The organism is Petrotoga sp. 9PW.55.5.1, assembly GCF_003265365.1.
In the GTDB taxonomy this organism is placed as follows: Bacteria; Thermotogota; Thermotogae; order Petrotogales; family Petrotogaceae; genus Petrotoga.
In genome coordinates this window covers 1-14,201 of record NZ_AUPM01000043.1, presented here as the reverse complement: position 1 = coordinate 14,201, position 14,201 = coordinate 1, and the positions used below count along the sequence as shown (strand labels likewise).

The window sequence follows — 14,201 nt, the reverse complement described above, 5'->3', positions numbered from 1 at the left end:
ACCTTTACTTTATTATTGTATCATAAATTGTATGAATTTGAAATTAATTGCGTTCCTCAAATGATTTTCATACGCTTAAACATGACATAACAATAAAATGGTATGATTGAAATCAAATGAATAGGAGGGAATAATAAATGGAATATTCAAAATTTGAAAATAAATATATATTAAGACTGGACAAGGGAGAAGAGATAATAAGTTCATTAAAAGATTTTTGTATAAATAATTCTATTAGATTAGGAAATATAAGTGGTTTAGGATCTACAAATTCAATAAAAATTGGTTTATTCGATACGACAAAAAAAGAGTATTTTTCAAAAGAATTTACAGGTGATTTTGAAATATTAAATCTAACCGGCAATATTTCTACTATGGATGGAGAAATTTATCTTCATGTTCACGTTACCATTTCTGATTCAGAACTACATTCTTATGGGGGGCATTTGAATTCTGCGATAGTTAGTGGAACAGCAGAAATCATCATAGAAACGATTGAAGGTTCTATTGAAAGAACGTATAATCCAAATATTGGTCTGAATCTATTTGATTTTAAAAAATAATTTATGGATTAGAAGGGAGATACGATTTTGAGTTATATAGATACTCATTGTCATTTACTGATGAAACAATTCGACGATGATAGAGATACAGTAATCGATCAAATTAACGAGAATTTAGATTATTATATAGAAATAGGAATAAATATTGAGTCATCAATAAAAGTATTGAATTTTGTTCAAAAAGAAGAAAAGGCATATGGTGTTGTGGGTATACATCCAACAGAAAGTGAAGGTATAAAGAAAGAAGATATAGATTATTTAGCAAATTTAACAAACAACAAGAAAATTGTAGCAATTGGCGAGATTGGTTTAGACTTTCATTGGGATACCAATAGAAAAGATCAGTTTAAAAGTTTCGATGAACAGATAAATCTCGCTGTAGAATTAGATTTACCTGTTGTTTTACACATTAGAGAAGCATACGAAGAAGCTTATAACTTTTTAAAATCAAAGAACTTACCCGAAAAAATGGGGGTTATTCACTGTTTTTCAGGGGATTGGGAAATTGCTAAAAAGTTTTTAGATTTAGGATTATATTTAGGATTTGATGGTCCTATAACCTATCCGAAAAACAATGAATTAAGGAAAGTTGTTGAGAACTCTCCCATAGATAGAATACTACCTGAAACTGATTCTCCTTTTTTGCCTCCTGTTCCTTTTAGAGGCAAACGAAACAATCCCAGCTTAGTGAAATATGTTTATGAAAAGATTTCAGAAATAAAAGGGATTGAAGAAGAAGAACTGAAAGATATATTAAAGAAAAATGCAGGCGATCTTTTTTCTATCAACTGTTAAAATGACCAGGTATTTTCAATTTATTTCCGTTTATAGCGTCTATTACACAAATTCTTTTTCTACCTGGGAATTGAATCTCTTTTATTTTTATAGCACCTTGTTTGCATTTTATTAATATTCCAGTTTCTTTTTTTTTGATTATACTTCCAGGAGCTTCATTACCGTTTTCGAAGGATAATTCATCAAACCACACTGATGAGAACAATTTAACTTCTTCTCCTTCATATCGAGCTTTAGCACCAGGATATGGATCGTAAGCCCTAATTTTGTTATGAACTTCGAATGCCGACTTATTAAAATCTATTATTAAGTCACCTTTTGTTAGTTTTTCGGCATAACAAGCTTCTTGATCATTTTGAGGGGTTAATTTAAGTTCATCAAATCTTTCTAAAAATTCTATAACCGTTATTTTTGCAACAGATAACAACTTATTATAGACAGTTTCAAAATTATCGTTTATATCAATAGCAACTTTCCTTTGAATGGCCATATCTCCTGCATCTAAAGCTTCAACCATTTTAAATACAGTAATTCCGCTTTCTCTTTCGCCATTTTCTATCGCCCTTTGGATGGGAGCCGCTCCTCTATATTTTGGTAAAAGGGAAGCATGAACGTTCCAACACCCTTTTTCTGGAAGTTCTAAAACATTCTTTCTTAAAATCTTTCCAAATGCAGCAGTTATTATTAGGTTAGGGTTAAGCTCTGATAATATTTGAAAACCTTCACCTTTACTGACAGATTTTGGTTGATATACGGGAATATCATATTTTTCAGCTATATGTTTAACAGGAGTTGGTTGTAACTTTTTTCCTCTTCCCCTAGGCTTATCTGGTTGAGAAAAAACACCAACTACGTTATATTTATTTTTTAGAAGTTCTTCTAATATTTCAGCTCCAAATTCCGGAGTGCCCATGAAAACAATCCTAAAATTATTTTTTTTCATCATGATCTTACTTGACTACCCAATTCTTGTGATCTTTTCTTACCTTTTTGTGTCAAATTGTTCAATTCTTTTTTAATTCTAGTTTTTTTCAACAATGAAAGCTTGTCTGTGAATAAGATGCCATCTAGATGGTCATTTTCATGTTGAAAGATTCTTGCTTGATAACCGTGCAACTCCTCTTCAATTAATTTTCCTTCTAAATCTTGATACTTTACTTTTACACCTTCAGGCCTTACAACATCCTCAAATATTTCGGGTATACTTAGACATCCTTCTTCTTCAGAAACTTCTTCTCCTAAAAACTCAATTATTTCAGGATTAATTACAACTTTTTTACCGTTTTCTTCTCTTGAATCCATTATAAAGAGTCTCAAAGATACTCCTATCTGTGGTGCGGCTAATCCAACACCTTCATATAAATACATTGTGGAGAACATTTCTTCTGTGAGCTCTTTTATAATATTATCGAAATTGTTTACTTTCTTTGCCCTTTTTCTGAGTATAGGGTCACCTATGAGCCTCAATTCCATTATTTTAATTACACCTCCAATATTGACTTTAAATCATTTATAAAATCGTATTTGGTAAGGAAAACACTCAATGGAGTTACGGATACATATCCCTCTTGTATTACATGATAATCAGAATTTGGATCCTTATCGTCTTCTATAATATTACCTAACATCCAGTAATATGAATTTCCAAAAGGATCCTTTCTCTCTTCAAAATAGTCTTCGTACCTTCTTTTACTTTGCCTTGTAACCTTTATTCCTTTAATTTCATCATACGGTATCTTTGGCACGTTTACATTCAAGGTAGTAAATTCAGGCCAAAATTTAATTTCCATCTTTTCTAAAATATCTAAAACTACCTTGGCTGCGTCCTCAAAGTTTGGTTCAGAAAAATCCACACAAGAAACAGCTATTGAAGGATAACCGTTGACAGCTCCTTCAAGTGCTGCTGAAACAGTGCCTGAATATAATATATCCGTTCCTAAGTTAGCGCCTCGATTAATGCCTGAAATCACTATATCGAATTTTATATCTTTATATATTGCCTCCAATCCAATTTTAACGCAATCAGCAGGAGTACCATTTACTGCATGTCCAAAAAAGGTGTCTCCAAATTTTACTTTCTTTGCCCAAAGGGGATTTCTAACAGTAATCCCGTGTCCGGTGGCACTTCTTTCTATATCTGGAGCAGATACATAAACCTTGTGTTTTTCTTCTAAGTACTTTTTTAATGTAATGATGCCTGGAGACATAATTCCATCATCATTAGAAAGTAGTATATTCATATGTAAATTCGCACCTCTTTATATTTTTTTCTAAATAATTTTAACACATTTTTTTTATGAAAGAATAAATATATGATTAAATTAATCATATTTAATTAAGCTCCATACTTCCATATGGGGTAAATAGAAAAATTATAAATTGTTAATAAATTCATTTCCATAGTAGAAGGAAAAATGTGATAATATTAAAATATAATAGAACTAAATATTATTAATTATAAAAGGGGTTGATGAAAATCGATTTTTCTATTTATCACGATACAGTATTGGGTTTTATGCAAGAAGAAGAGGTTACCAGTGACGGAAAAATTATACCACAAGTAATTTATTGGGTGAAATTTACAGAGGACTCAAAACAAAAACTTTTAAATGAAATAAAAAAGTTTGATGAAGAGATGTATCAAGAATACAAAGATGGTTTAAAAGAGTTTAAAGAAACGGACGATATAGTTCCTTTGAGTTTTGTATTAGTTTTTAATGATATAGAAGAAGTTGATCCTTTTTTTGAGTTTTTGATAAGTTTAAAAAATGTTGTAGATATAGTTGCATATTCTTTTATTAACGAAGTATCCTTAGAAGAAGAAAGTAACCAAGAGGATATAGATGATGATTTCGAAGGTAATCCATGTGTCTTTACAGAAGAAAAAGACGGTGCTTGTTACTTATCGGTACTTGATTGGGATATGAACGAAATAGAAGAAAGATCGGGTGTGTTTGAAAAGGATGATGAAAATATAAAATTTCTTCGATTAAACTTGTTTTAGAAAGTTTATAATATTTAAATTCCATAATGAAAAGGGGTAAAAATATAATGAATTTTCGTGATATTATCAAGCAAAGAAGAACCATTAGAAAGTTTAAACAAACGCCTATTGACAAAGAAATTTTAAAAGAATTAGTTGACTGTGCAAGGTTAGCTCCTTGTGCTTCAAACAAGCAACCATTAGAGTTTATTGTAGTTGATGAAAAGGAAATATGCGATAAAATTTTTGAAAATACCGGATGGGCAGGATACATTGCCCCAAAGGGAACACCTAAAGAAGGAGAAAGGCCTACAGCTTATATCGTTATATTAGTTAATAAGTCAAGAGCCACAAAATGGATAGGCCACGATGTTGGGGCAGCATTTGAAAATATTGTTTTAGCTGGTTGGGAATTAGGAATAGGAAGTTGCATAATAGGTTCAGTTAAAAAAGATAACGTAAAAAAGATTTTAAATGTCCCAGATGATTATGAGGTAGATACCATTGTCGCTTTAGGGTATAAAGGGCATGATTCTACTGTAGTAGATAACGATGAGACTGTGAAATATTACATGGATGAGAAGGGTGACTTTCACGTTCCTAAAAGACCTCTTGAAAAAGTAATTCATTTTGATAGGTTTTAAAAAAGAGTGTTTATTATTCGAAAATGTACACTGAAGGAGTGAGAGGATGTTTGTAATTTCTGAAAAAGTAGAATTGACAAAAGGAGTTTTCAGTCTCTGGGTGGAAGCACCAAAAATTGCCAAACATGCACAACCTGGGCAATTTGTCATAGTAATAGCTGAAGAAGATGGCGAAAGAATCCCATTAACGATTGTAGATCAGAAAGAAGACAAGATAAGACTTATTTTTCAGGTCGTTGGGAAAAGTACTCAAAAGATGTCAGAGATTGAAAACGGAGATTCATTTGCACATGTCGTTGGCCCTTTGGGGATGCCTTCAGAGATAGATTATTACGGAAATGTTTTGTTAATTGGTGGAGGGATAGGAGTAGCTCCCATTTATCCTATTATGAAAGCCTTAAAAGAGAAAGGAAATAGAGTTATATCCATTTTAGGAGCAAGAAACGCTGATCTTGTTATAATGGAAAAAGAGTTCAGGCAAATAGCGGATAAAGTAATTATCACAACAGATGATGGTTCTAAGGGGATGAAAGGACTTGTTACTAATGGTATGAAAAAAATAGTAGCAGAGGGAGAAAAGATAGATAAAGCTTGGGCGATAGGACCAGTAATTATGATGAAATTTGCAACAAAAACAGCTCAAGAATTAGGTTTTCCTATAATAGTTTCTTTGAATCCTATAATGGTAGACGGAACTGGCATGTGCGGTGGATGCAGAGTTACAGTAGGAGATAGTGTGAAGTTTGCTTGTGTTGATGGACCTGAGTTCAATGGTGAATTAGTTGAATGGGACGAACTTTTAAAAAGATTAGGGCAGTATAAGGTTGAAGAAAAAAGCTCTTTGGAAGAAAAAAAGCGAAGAAAACCTAAAAAGATTTTAAAAAATAAGGTTCCTGTAAAGAAACAACCACCTGAAGTCAGAAAGAATAATTTTCAAGAGGTTGCATACGGTTACTGTTTAGAAGAAGCAATGATGGAAGCAGAAAGATGCTTGCAATGTCCTGATCAAACGTACAACTGTATAAAAGGCTGTCCGGTAGGTATAGATATAAGAGGATTTATAAGAGAAATAAGGGAAGGAAATCTTTCAAAATCCGCTGAAATTTTAAAAAGCTATAATAATTTACCGGCTATATGTGGTAGAGTTTGTCCTCAAGAGAATCAGTGTGAAGGTTTATGTACCTTAGGTAAAACTGGAGCATTTGAACCTGTTGCTATAGGAAGATTAGAACGATTTGTAGCTGACTGGGAAAGAGTTCAAAGAAAAAATGAAGATAATAAAGACACATTTAATTTGAATAATACTAAAGGAAAGATTGCGGTAGTGGGATCTGGACCCGCAGGATTAACTACGGCAGCTGATTTAGCAAAAATGGGTTACTACGTTAAAATATTTGAAGCATTGAATAAACCAGGTGGGGTACTTACGTATGGAATTCCAGAATTCAGACTTCCAAAAGATATTGTTTTTGAGGAAGTAGAGTATGTTAAATCTTTGGGAGTAGAGATTGAAACTGATGTTGTAGTAGGTAAAACAATTACAGTAGATGAACTAAGAGAAGAATACGACGCTATTTTCATTGGTACAGGGGCAGGAACTCCGAAGTTTTTAAATATCCCTGGAGAAAATTTAAATGGTGTTTACTCATCCAGTGAATTTCTAACAAGGGTAAATTTGATGAAGGCTTATGAATTTCCCTTTGTAGATACACCTGTTAAGAAGGGTAAAAATGTTGTGGTTGTAGGTGGTGGAAACGTAGCTATGGATGCATCAAGATCCGCACTTAGACTTGGAGCAGAAAATGTAACAGTAGTCTATAGAAGAAGCGAACAAGAAATGCCTGCAAGAAGGGAAGAATACGAAAATGCTGTAGAAGAAGGAATTAATTTCATGTGGCTAACTAACCCAATAGAATGTTCTGGAGATGAAGTTGGGAATTTAACAAGTGTAATTTGTCAAAAAATGAAGTTAGGTGAGCCTGACTCATCAGGAAGAAGAAGACCTATTCCCATAGAAAACAGTTTGGTAGAAATTCCTGCAGACCTATTCATTGTTGCTATTGGGCAAGAATCAAACAAAGTTTTGTTAAATGCCTTTCCCGAACTAAAATTAAATAAGTGGGGTTATATAGAAGCTGATCCAGAAACACTCGCTACGTCTATAGAAGGAGTATATGCAGGAGGAGATATAGTGACAGGTGCAGCTACTGTAATAGAAGCCATGGGAGCAGGTAAAAAAGCTGCGAAGGCTATAGATGACTATATTTCATCGAGGGTAGGAAAAGTTTAATGAACCTTGAAGAAGAAAACAGAAATATGGTGAAATATCAGCTAAAAAATAGAGGAATACACGATGAAAAAGTTTTAAACGCCTTTTTAAAAGTTAAAAGACATCTTTTTGTTCCAAAAAGTCTCGAAAAGTATGCCTATGATGATTGCCCTTTGCCGATTGGTGAGGGGCAAACTATTTCTCAACCGTATATTATTGCTTTTATGCTTCAAATTTTGGAAATAGATAAAGACGATATCGTTTTAGAAATAGGTACAGGCTCTGGGTATCAAACCGCGTTGTTAGCTGAAATTGCTCCCTACGTTTATTCTATAGAAAGAAATGAAAGTTTGGCAAAAAATGCTAAGAAAAAGTTAGAAAAGCTGGGATATAAAAATATTAAGATTGTAGTAGGGGATGGAACTATGGGATGGCCAGATGAGGAAATTAAATTTGATAAAATAATTGTTTCTGCAAGTGCCCCATCTGTACCTGATCCATTATTAAAACAGCTAAAAGAAGAAGGAAAGATGGTAATACCCATTGGATCTAGAACTTTCCAACATTTGAATATTATAACAAAAAATAAGGATGGCAGTATAAAAGTTGAATATTCCGATGGATGTATGTTTGTACCATTACTAGGAAAATACGGTTGGCAAATGTAAAAATCAAATCCTTATAATTATATATGCGATTTCAATAGCTATATTCGTTCTTGCCCCAATTGCTATACCAATGTCAGATGTAACTAAAGTTGGAGCATCGTTTATTCCGTCACCTACCATTTCAATAGTATTATATTTATTCTTTCACTTTTTCAGCTTTTTGATCAGGCAATACTTTAGCATAATATACATGATTGCACCTGCAAACGGAATTGAAGCTAACATCATCCTCAAAGAGGAGAATTAGAAAGCAAGTAAATTGTCTTTTCTGAGAGTTAATAAAAAATGGGCAGATTATCTGCCCATTTTGCTAAATTACTTTACCATATCTTTTAATTCTTTACCTGGAACAAATTTTGGAACCATCTTTTCAGGAATTTTTATAGGTTTACCAGTTTGTGGATTGACTCCTTTTCTGGCAGCTCTCTTCTGAACTTTGAAAGTTCCAAATCCAACTAACTTAACCTCTTCCCCTTGACCTAAAGCCTCTGACACTACATCAACGAATGAATCAATGTAGGTTTCAGCATCTTTCTTTGTTACCCCAGCTTTTTTTGCGAAAGCATCAACTAACTCTTTCTTATTCACAAACATTCCCCCTTTCAAAGATGAAAATCCTGTATTCCCATATTTTCTAAAACTTCAAAGCTATTATACCATAAAAAATAGATATATCTACACAAACTGCAATGTTTATTAGAATAATATCATATTTTATAGTATTTTAGCACTTTTTAATAAAATAAGCAACTTTTTTATAGCTTTTGCGCGATGACTTATTAAGTTTTTTGATTCTTTAGGTAGTTCTCCAAATGTTTTATTGTATCCTGAAGGGATAAAAAAAGGATCATATCCAAATCCATTGTTTCCTCTCACTTCATATGCTATTTTACCATAAACTTCTGCTTGGCAACTCAATAAAATGTTTTTTTCTGGGTCATAGTATGTAGCTGCACATGCAAAAAATGCTGATCTATCTTCTTTATTCTTCAACAAGGAGAGTATGCTTTCCATCTTTTTTGTATAACTTTCTCCTTTCATAAACCGAGCAGAATTAATTCCAGGGAACCCATCTAAGGCAACTATTGACAAACCAGAATCATCAGAAATTACTGGTTTATTTATTAATTTTCCATAAGCTAAAGCTTTAATTATAGAATTTTCAACGAATGTTTCTCCACATTCATCTACATCAAAATCTCCAACTTCAATTTCATCAAATATATATTTAAGGTTTATACTTCCGTTAATCTCAATATTTTCAAGAATTTCGTTAATCTCTCTTACTTTATTCTTATTGGAAGAAGCTAGATAAATCTCATCCATTTTTTTCAGCCATCTTTTTTAAATCTATGATTTCTTGGGAAGGGTTATTTGAATAAAATACACTGGCACCAACTACAAATGTATTTACTCCACTTTTATGAAGAAGATTTATGTTATTAATATTAACTCCTCCATCAACCATAATATCTATATCTACCTCTTTTTCTTGGGCCATTTTCTTTAATTTTTCAACTTTGCTATATGTACTTTCAATAAATTTCTGCCCAGTAAATCCGGGATTAACAGACATTATTAAGACCTTATCAAGATATGGTAATATCTCTTCAAGCAAAAAAACTGGCGTGTGTGGATTCAAACTGACCCCTGCCTTACAACCCAATTCTTTAATCCTTGATACAGTTCTGTGAAGATGAGTAACAGTTTCATAATGAACGGTTATAGAATTTACATACTTAGAGAATATTTCTAAGTACTTTTCAGGTTCAACTATCATTAAGTGAGCATCTAAATAGATATCAAATATTTTTCTAATTGATTCTATAATAGGAATTCCAAACGTTATGTTTGGAACAAAAATTCCATCCATAATATCAAGGTGAATGCCATCGGCTTCTTTAGAAACTTTATTTATCTCTTCTTCTAGGTTTAAAAAATCTGCGGCTAATATCGAAGGATATATTTTTGTCAAATGTTCCACCTCACAATCATTTATCTTTTTCTAACTCTCTGTATATATTACAATAATTCTCATATCGACTTTCTGAAATTAAATTGTTTTTTAAAGCTTCTTTAACAGCACAGCCGGGTTCTACTATATGTGAACAATTGGAATAGTTACAAAATCCATAATATTCTTGGAACTCTTTAAAATAAAACTTTAATTCATCTTTTTTAATTCCTTTTAACTCTAAATTTGAAAAACCTGGAGTATCTACTATAAACCCACCGAAATTAAAATATAAAAGTTCAGCGTAGGTAGTTGTGTGTTTTCCTCTGCCTAACTTTTCAGAAATTTCTCCCTCACGAAGGTTTAAATTAGGATCAAGGGTGTTCAACAAACTTGATTTCCCTACTCCAGAAAGTCCAGCAAACGTAGAAACTTTATCTTTTAGGTACTTTTCTAAAGTATCGATGTTTTCTTTAGTTAATTTAGATGTTGTTACTACTGGGTAGATTTTACTATATATGTTTATAAATCTTTTCATTTTTTCTTTATCTAAATAGTCTTTCAATAGATCTATCTTGTTTAAAACTATTAGAACATCTAGCCTTTCTTTTTCAGCAAGTGCAAGAATCTTATCGACAATTAGCAAATCAACTTGAGGATTTTTAATAGTTGTTACCAAAACTAATTGGTCAAGATTAGCAACTTTTGGCCTATACAATTCGTTCTTTCTTTTAAGAATATTTTCAATTCTTCCATAATCACTCTTTTTATCTACAGAATATTCTACGTAATCCCCCACTATAGGTCTTATTTTCTGTAATTTAAATTTACCAGGAAGATAACAATTAATCTTTTGATTGCTCTTTAAATCTTGTACCGTGACCATATCCGAATGAAATCTAAGTACTATGGCCTTTTTCCAATTCATCTATTGACTCCTTCGTATTTTCCAATAAAAATTAACACTTTCTCACCTCTGTATGTACTTCCTGGTTTTGGAGATATACTTAAAACAATATCGTTTTCTTCTGGTTTGTTAGTCAATTGATTTCTTACTTCATAATTTATACCATATTGCTTTAAGAATTGTTCTGCAACGCCAGAAGGAACCCCTAAAAGATCTGGTATCTTTAATGAATCCATATCTCTGAGTTGAACTATAACGTGATGACCTTCTTTAACTTTTATACCCGGTTGCGGATCAGTATACAAAACCGTTTCACCATTTCCTACTACTGTAGGAATCAAATTTAACTCTTTTAAAGAAGAAATAGCGACTTCTTTGTCTTCTCCAATTAAATAAGGAACCTCTACTATATCAGAACTGTTAACAAAGGCAGTCATAAAAAAATAAGCAAATATTCCTGATGAAATTATACCTAAAATAAAAAATATTAAATTTTTTATGGTCTTTTTAAGCTTCTCCATCAATTTCACCTTAGATTTTCTTCTTTAACCTTTCCTTTCAACTGACCACATGCGGCTAATATGTCGCTTCCTTTTTCTGCTCTAACAACTGCATCTATTCCTTTGTTAATCAAGGTATCAAGAAACCTATCGATGAATTTTTTTGAAGGTTTTTCAAAATTAGCGGGGTTAGAATTAACTGGGATTAGATTCACCATTACTTTCATATCTCCAAACAACTCAACCAATTTCAAGGCGTCTTCTCTTGTATCGTTAAATCCTTTAATCAATATATATTCAAAAGTAACTCTCTTGTTTGTTTTTTCTTGGTAAATACGACAAGCTTGCATAACCTGTTCTACAGGGTATTTATGATTAATAGGCATTATCTTATCTCTTTGAACGTTTGAAGGGGCGTGAAGGGAAACAGAAAGTCTAAACTCTTTATCCACATCTCCCAATTCTTCAATTCTATGAGGAATTCCGGCAGTAGAAATAGTTATATGCCTTGCTCCAATTTTTTTCATCTTTGGATGATTCAAAATCTCGATACTATTTAAAACATTTTCAAAGTTCAAAAGAGGTTCTCCCATTCCCATGTAAACAATATTTTTAACATCTATATTTATATCCTTTTCCATTGCTAAAAGTTGACCTGCAATCTCTCCTGTGGTTAAATTTCTAACGAAACCATTTTGACCAGTAGAGCAGAACTCACACCTTAAAGGGCACCCAACTTGCGTAGAAATGCAAGCTATCGTTCTTGAAGGGTAATAAATTATAACAGATTCAATAGTATTTCCATCATCCAACCCAAAAAGATATTTCGTTGTACCATCAATCTTTGAAACTTGTTTTTTAATTATTTGAGGGATGGATATTACAAAATTATCTTTAAGAAAAGACCTATCTTGCTTAGATAAATTAGTCATTTCTTCAAAATCAAATACCCTTTTTTTATAAATCCAATTACAGATTTGATCGGTTCGATATTTCTCTATACCAATTTCATTAATTAAGTAACTTTGTAAACCCGAATAATCAAAATCTAAAATATTTTTCAACTTCATGTTTAATTCCTCTCTATATATAATAATCTAAATATAATCTATTATTTCAGGATGAAAAGAAATAATTCGGTGCTTCTCTAGTAATTTTAACATCGTGTGGATGACTTTCGGTGATACTTGCTTGGGTGATTTTTATAAACTTAGCCTTTTCCTGCAAAGAGTTAATATCTTTTGCTCCCAAGTATCCCATTCCTGCTTTAACTCCACCAACTAATTGTATTATAACATCTTTTACCTCACCTTTGTAAGCAACCATTGCTTCCACACCCTCTGGAACAAGTTTCTCGTTAGGGATCTCATCTTGAAAATATCTATCTTTACTACCTTTCTCCATAGCAGCAATAGAACCCATACCTCTGTAAGTTTTAAACTTTCTACCTTGATATATAATCGTTTCTCCTGGTGCTTCTTCAGTTCCTGCAAAAATACTTCCCATCATAACAGACGATGCACCAGCTGCCAAAGCCTTAACAATATCCCCTGAATATCTAATCCCGCCATCAGCTATTACAGGAATATTATATTTATTAGCTTCCTTACAAACTTTCATAATAGCTGTGAGTTGTGGGACACCGACACCAGAAATTACTCTGGTTGTGCATATTGAACCTGGTCCAATACCAACTTTTAAAGCATCTGCGCCATTTTCTATTAAAACTCTTGCCGCTTCTTCAGTAGCTATATTTCCTGCTATTACATGTAGATATGGAAATTTCTCCTTTATCTTTGCCAAGTTTTCTATAATATTTTTTGAATGACCGTGAGCAGAATCTAAAACGACAAAATCGACTCCCGCCTTAACTAACTCTTCAGTTCGTGTTATCGCATCAGAAACTCCAACTGCGGCTCCTACCACCAATCGTCCTTTATCATCCCTTGTTGCATTAGGATTTTCAATAACGGAAGTAATATCTTTTATAGTAATTAAACCTTTCAGTCGTCTTTCGTTATCGACTATTGGTAACTTTTCAATTTTATTTTGATGAAGTATCTCTTTTGCTTCATCCAAAGTTATATTTGTTCCTGCCACGATTAAATTTTTATAGCTAGTCATAAGCTCTTTGGCTTTCTTGCTCATGTTTTTTTCGAATCTAATATCTCTATTTGTGAGTATTCCTACCAAACGGTTATCTTCATCAACAACCGGTAATCCTCCTATTCTATAATCTTTCATCAGGTCTTCTGCCTCTTTAATCGTAGTATTAGGAGATATTGTTATGGGATCGTAGATTATACCATTTTCTGTTTTTTTTACCTTTGAAACCTCATGAACCTGTTGTTCTATAGACATGTTCTTATGAATAACCCCTACAGCTCCCTCTCTTGCCATGGCTTTTGCCATTTCGGATTCTGTAACTGTATCCATGGCAGCTGAAAGAAAAGGTATTCTTAAACTTATACCTTCCAATAAACGAGAGGTGGTATCAACTCTGCTAGGCGTTACTTCACTATATTGAGGTAACAATAAAACATCATCGAACGTGAGATACTCTTCCATCTTTCCCCCTCCTCGAAGTTTTCATTGATCCATCCATATATAAAAAAAGAGGGAAAACTTCCCTCATCTTGGTGGAGTCGATGGGACTTGAACCCACGACCTCTACCGTGCCATGGTAGCGCGCTCCCAGCTGCGCCACGACCCCATTAAGTATAAGAACTCTTGAAAGACAATAAAATTATAACATAATAGATTATTTTTTTCAAGTAATTGCATTAGATCATATTAAATGTCGGTTTAATTCCCCTTCTGTGAAGGGGTGGATGCAGCGTTTTGTGCTGCAGACGGGGTAGTCGGTTCTATTCCCCTTCTACGAAGGGGTGGATGCAGCGTTTTATGCTGCAGACGGG

At 32.8% G+C, this 14,201-nt stretch carries 16 protein-coding genes and 1 tRNA gene; 6 read left to right on the top strand and 11 right to left on the bottom strand.

What is annotated here, in order from left to right:
* Positions 1 to 137 precede the first annotated feature (137 nt).
* Both PW5551_RS06475 and PW5551_RS06470 read left to right on the top strand, forming a co-directional pair.
* Positions 138 to 563, top strand: coding sequence for a PPC domain-containing DNA-binding protein (locus PW5551_RS06475; RefSeq protein WP_113074975.1), 426 nt, complete (start codon positions 138 to 140; stop codon positions 561 to 563).
* A 27-nt stretch (positions 564 to 590) separates the two neighbouring features.
* A complete protein-coding gene (locus PW5551_RS06470) occupies positions 591 to 1,358 on the top strand; it encodes a TatD family hydrolase (RefSeq protein WP_113074974.1) in 768 nt (255 codons plus the stop codon).
* Here the strand turns inward: PW5551_RS06470 and fmt are convergent.
* From fmt to surE, 3 genes are read right to left on the bottom strand one after another with little or no spacing between them, the layout of a single operon-like run.
* Positions 1,348 to 2,304, bottom strand: a complete 957-nt coding sequence (gene fmt / locus PW5551_RS06465; RefSeq protein WP_113074973.1) for a methionyl-tRNA formyltransferase — start codon at positions 2,302 to 2,304, stop codon at positions 1,348 to 1,350. The genes PW5551_RS06470 and fmt overlap by 11 nt on opposite strands.
* Positions 2,301 to 2,831, bottom strand: coding sequence for a peptide deformylase (gene def / locus PW5551_RS06460; protein WP_113074972.1), 531 nt, complete (start codon positions 2,829 to 2,831; stop codon positions 2,301 to 2,303). The genes fmt and def overlap by 4 nt, the downstream gene beginning before the upstream one ends.
* Positions 2,832 to 2,839: 8 nt before the next feature.
* Entirely contained in the window at positions 2,840 to 3,598 is a 759-nt protein-coding gene (gene surE, locus PW5551_RS06455) for a 5'/3'-nucleotidase SurE (RefSeq protein WP_113074971.1), read from the bottom strand.
* A gap of 230 nt (positions 3,599 to 3,828) precedes the next feature.
* Here surE and PW5551_RS06450 point away from each other — a divergent pair, with 230 nt between their 5' ends.
* Genes PW5551_RS06450 through PW5551_RS06435 form a run of 4 tightly spaced genes read left to right on the top strand, consistent with a single transcriptional unit; the run spans position 3,829 to position 7,922 of the window.
* The gene (locus tag PW5551_RS06450) at positions 3,829 to 4,362 is read left to right on the top strand and encodes a hypothetical protein (protein WP_113074970.1); all 534 of its coding nucleotides are present in this window, start codon (positions 3,829 to 3,831) and stop codon (positions 4,360 to 4,362) included.
* 47 nt (positions 4,363 to 4,409) lie between these two features.
* Positions 4,410 to 4,985: a nitroreductase family protein gene (locus tag PW5551_RS06445; RefSeq protein ID WP_113074969.1), complete on the top strand. Its 576-nt coding sequence runs from the start codon at positions 4,410 to 4,412 to the stop codon at positions 4,983 to 4,985.
* Positions 4,986 to 5,031: 46 nt separating this feature from the next.
* Positions 5,032 to 7,275, top strand: a complete 2,244-nt coding sequence (locus tag PW5551_RS06440) for a bifunctional dihydroorotate dehydrogenase B NAD binding subunit/NADPH-dependent glutamate synthase (protein WP_113074968.1) — start codon at positions 5,032 to 5,034, stop codon at positions 7,273 to 7,275.
* Positions 7,275 to 7,922 carry a protein-L-isoaspartate(D-aspartate) O-methyltransferase gene (locus PW5551_RS06435; protein ID WP_113074967.1) on the top strand — a complete coding sequence of 216 codons (648 nt, stop codon included), beginning with the start codon at positions 7,275 to 7,277 and terminating at the stop codon, positions 7,920 to 7,922. Before PW5551_RS06440 ends, PW5551_RS06435 begins: the two co-directional genes overlap by 1 nt.
* Positions 7,923 to 8,237: 315 nt before the next feature.
* On the opposite strand, the gene PW5551_RS06430 is transcribed toward PW5551_RS06435, so the two are convergent.
* The 8 genes from PW5551_RS06430 to PW5551_RS06395 all read right to left on the bottom strand — a co-directional run bounded on the left by PW5551_RS06430 (position 8,238) and on the right by PW5551_RS06395 (position 13,996).
* The gene (locus PW5551_RS06430) at positions 8,238 to 8,510 is read right to left on the bottom strand and encodes an HU family DNA-binding protein (RefSeq protein WP_113074966.1); all 273 of its coding nucleotides are present in this window, start codon (positions 8,508 to 8,510) and stop codon (positions 8,238 to 8,240) included.
* Between the two features lie 126 nt (positions 8,511 to 8,636).
* Positions 8,637 to 9,257 carry an RdgB/HAM1 family non-canonical purine NTP pyrophosphatase gene (rdgB, locus tag PW5551_RS06425; protein WP_370445928.1) on the bottom strand — a complete coding sequence of 207 codons (621 nt, stop codon included), beginning with the start codon at positions 9,255 to 9,257 and terminating at the stop codon, positions 8,637 to 8,639.
* Complete coding sequence (rpe, locus tag PW5551_RS06420; RefSeq protein WP_370445923.1) at positions 9,241 to 9,906, bottom strand: ribulose-phosphate 3-epimerase; 666 nt, start codon at positions 9,904 to 9,906, stop codon at positions 9,241 to 9,243. Before rpe ends, rdgB begins: the two co-directional genes overlap by 17 nt.
* A gap of 7 nt (positions 9,907 to 9,913) precedes the next feature.
* Complete coding sequence (gene rsgA / locus PW5551_RS06415) at positions 9,914 to 10,804, bottom strand: ribosome small subunit-dependent GTPase A (RefSeq protein WP_113074963.1); 891 nt, start codon at positions 10,802 to 10,804, stop codon at positions 9,914 to 9,916.
* Complete coding sequence (locus PW5551_RS06410; protein ID WP_113074962.1) at positions 10,801 to 11,304, bottom strand: PASTA domain-containing protein; 504 nt, start codon at positions 11,302 to 11,304, stop codon at positions 10,801 to 10,803. The genes rsgA and PW5551_RS06410 overlap by 4 nt, the downstream gene beginning before the upstream one ends.
* A gap of 5 nt (positions 11,305 to 11,309) precedes the next feature.
* Positions 11,310 to 12,347: a 23S rRNA (adenine(2503)-C(2))-methyltransferase RlmN gene (gene rlmN / locus PW5551_RS06405; protein WP_370445927.1), complete on the bottom strand. Its 1,038-nt coding sequence runs from the start codon at positions 12,345 to 12,347 to the stop codon at positions 11,310 to 11,312.
* 52 nt (positions 12,348 to 12,399) lie between these two features.
* Entirely contained in the window at positions 12,400 to 13,851 is a 1,452-nt protein-coding gene (gene guaB / locus PW5551_RS06400) for an IMP dehydrogenase (RefSeq protein WP_113074960.1), read from the bottom strand.
* A 69-nt stretch (positions 13,852 to 13,920) separates the two neighbouring features.
* Positions 13,921 to 13,996: transfer RNA gene (locus PW5551_RS06395), tRNA-Ala, on the bottom strand.
* Positions 13,997 to 14,201 lie beyond the last annotated feature (205 nt).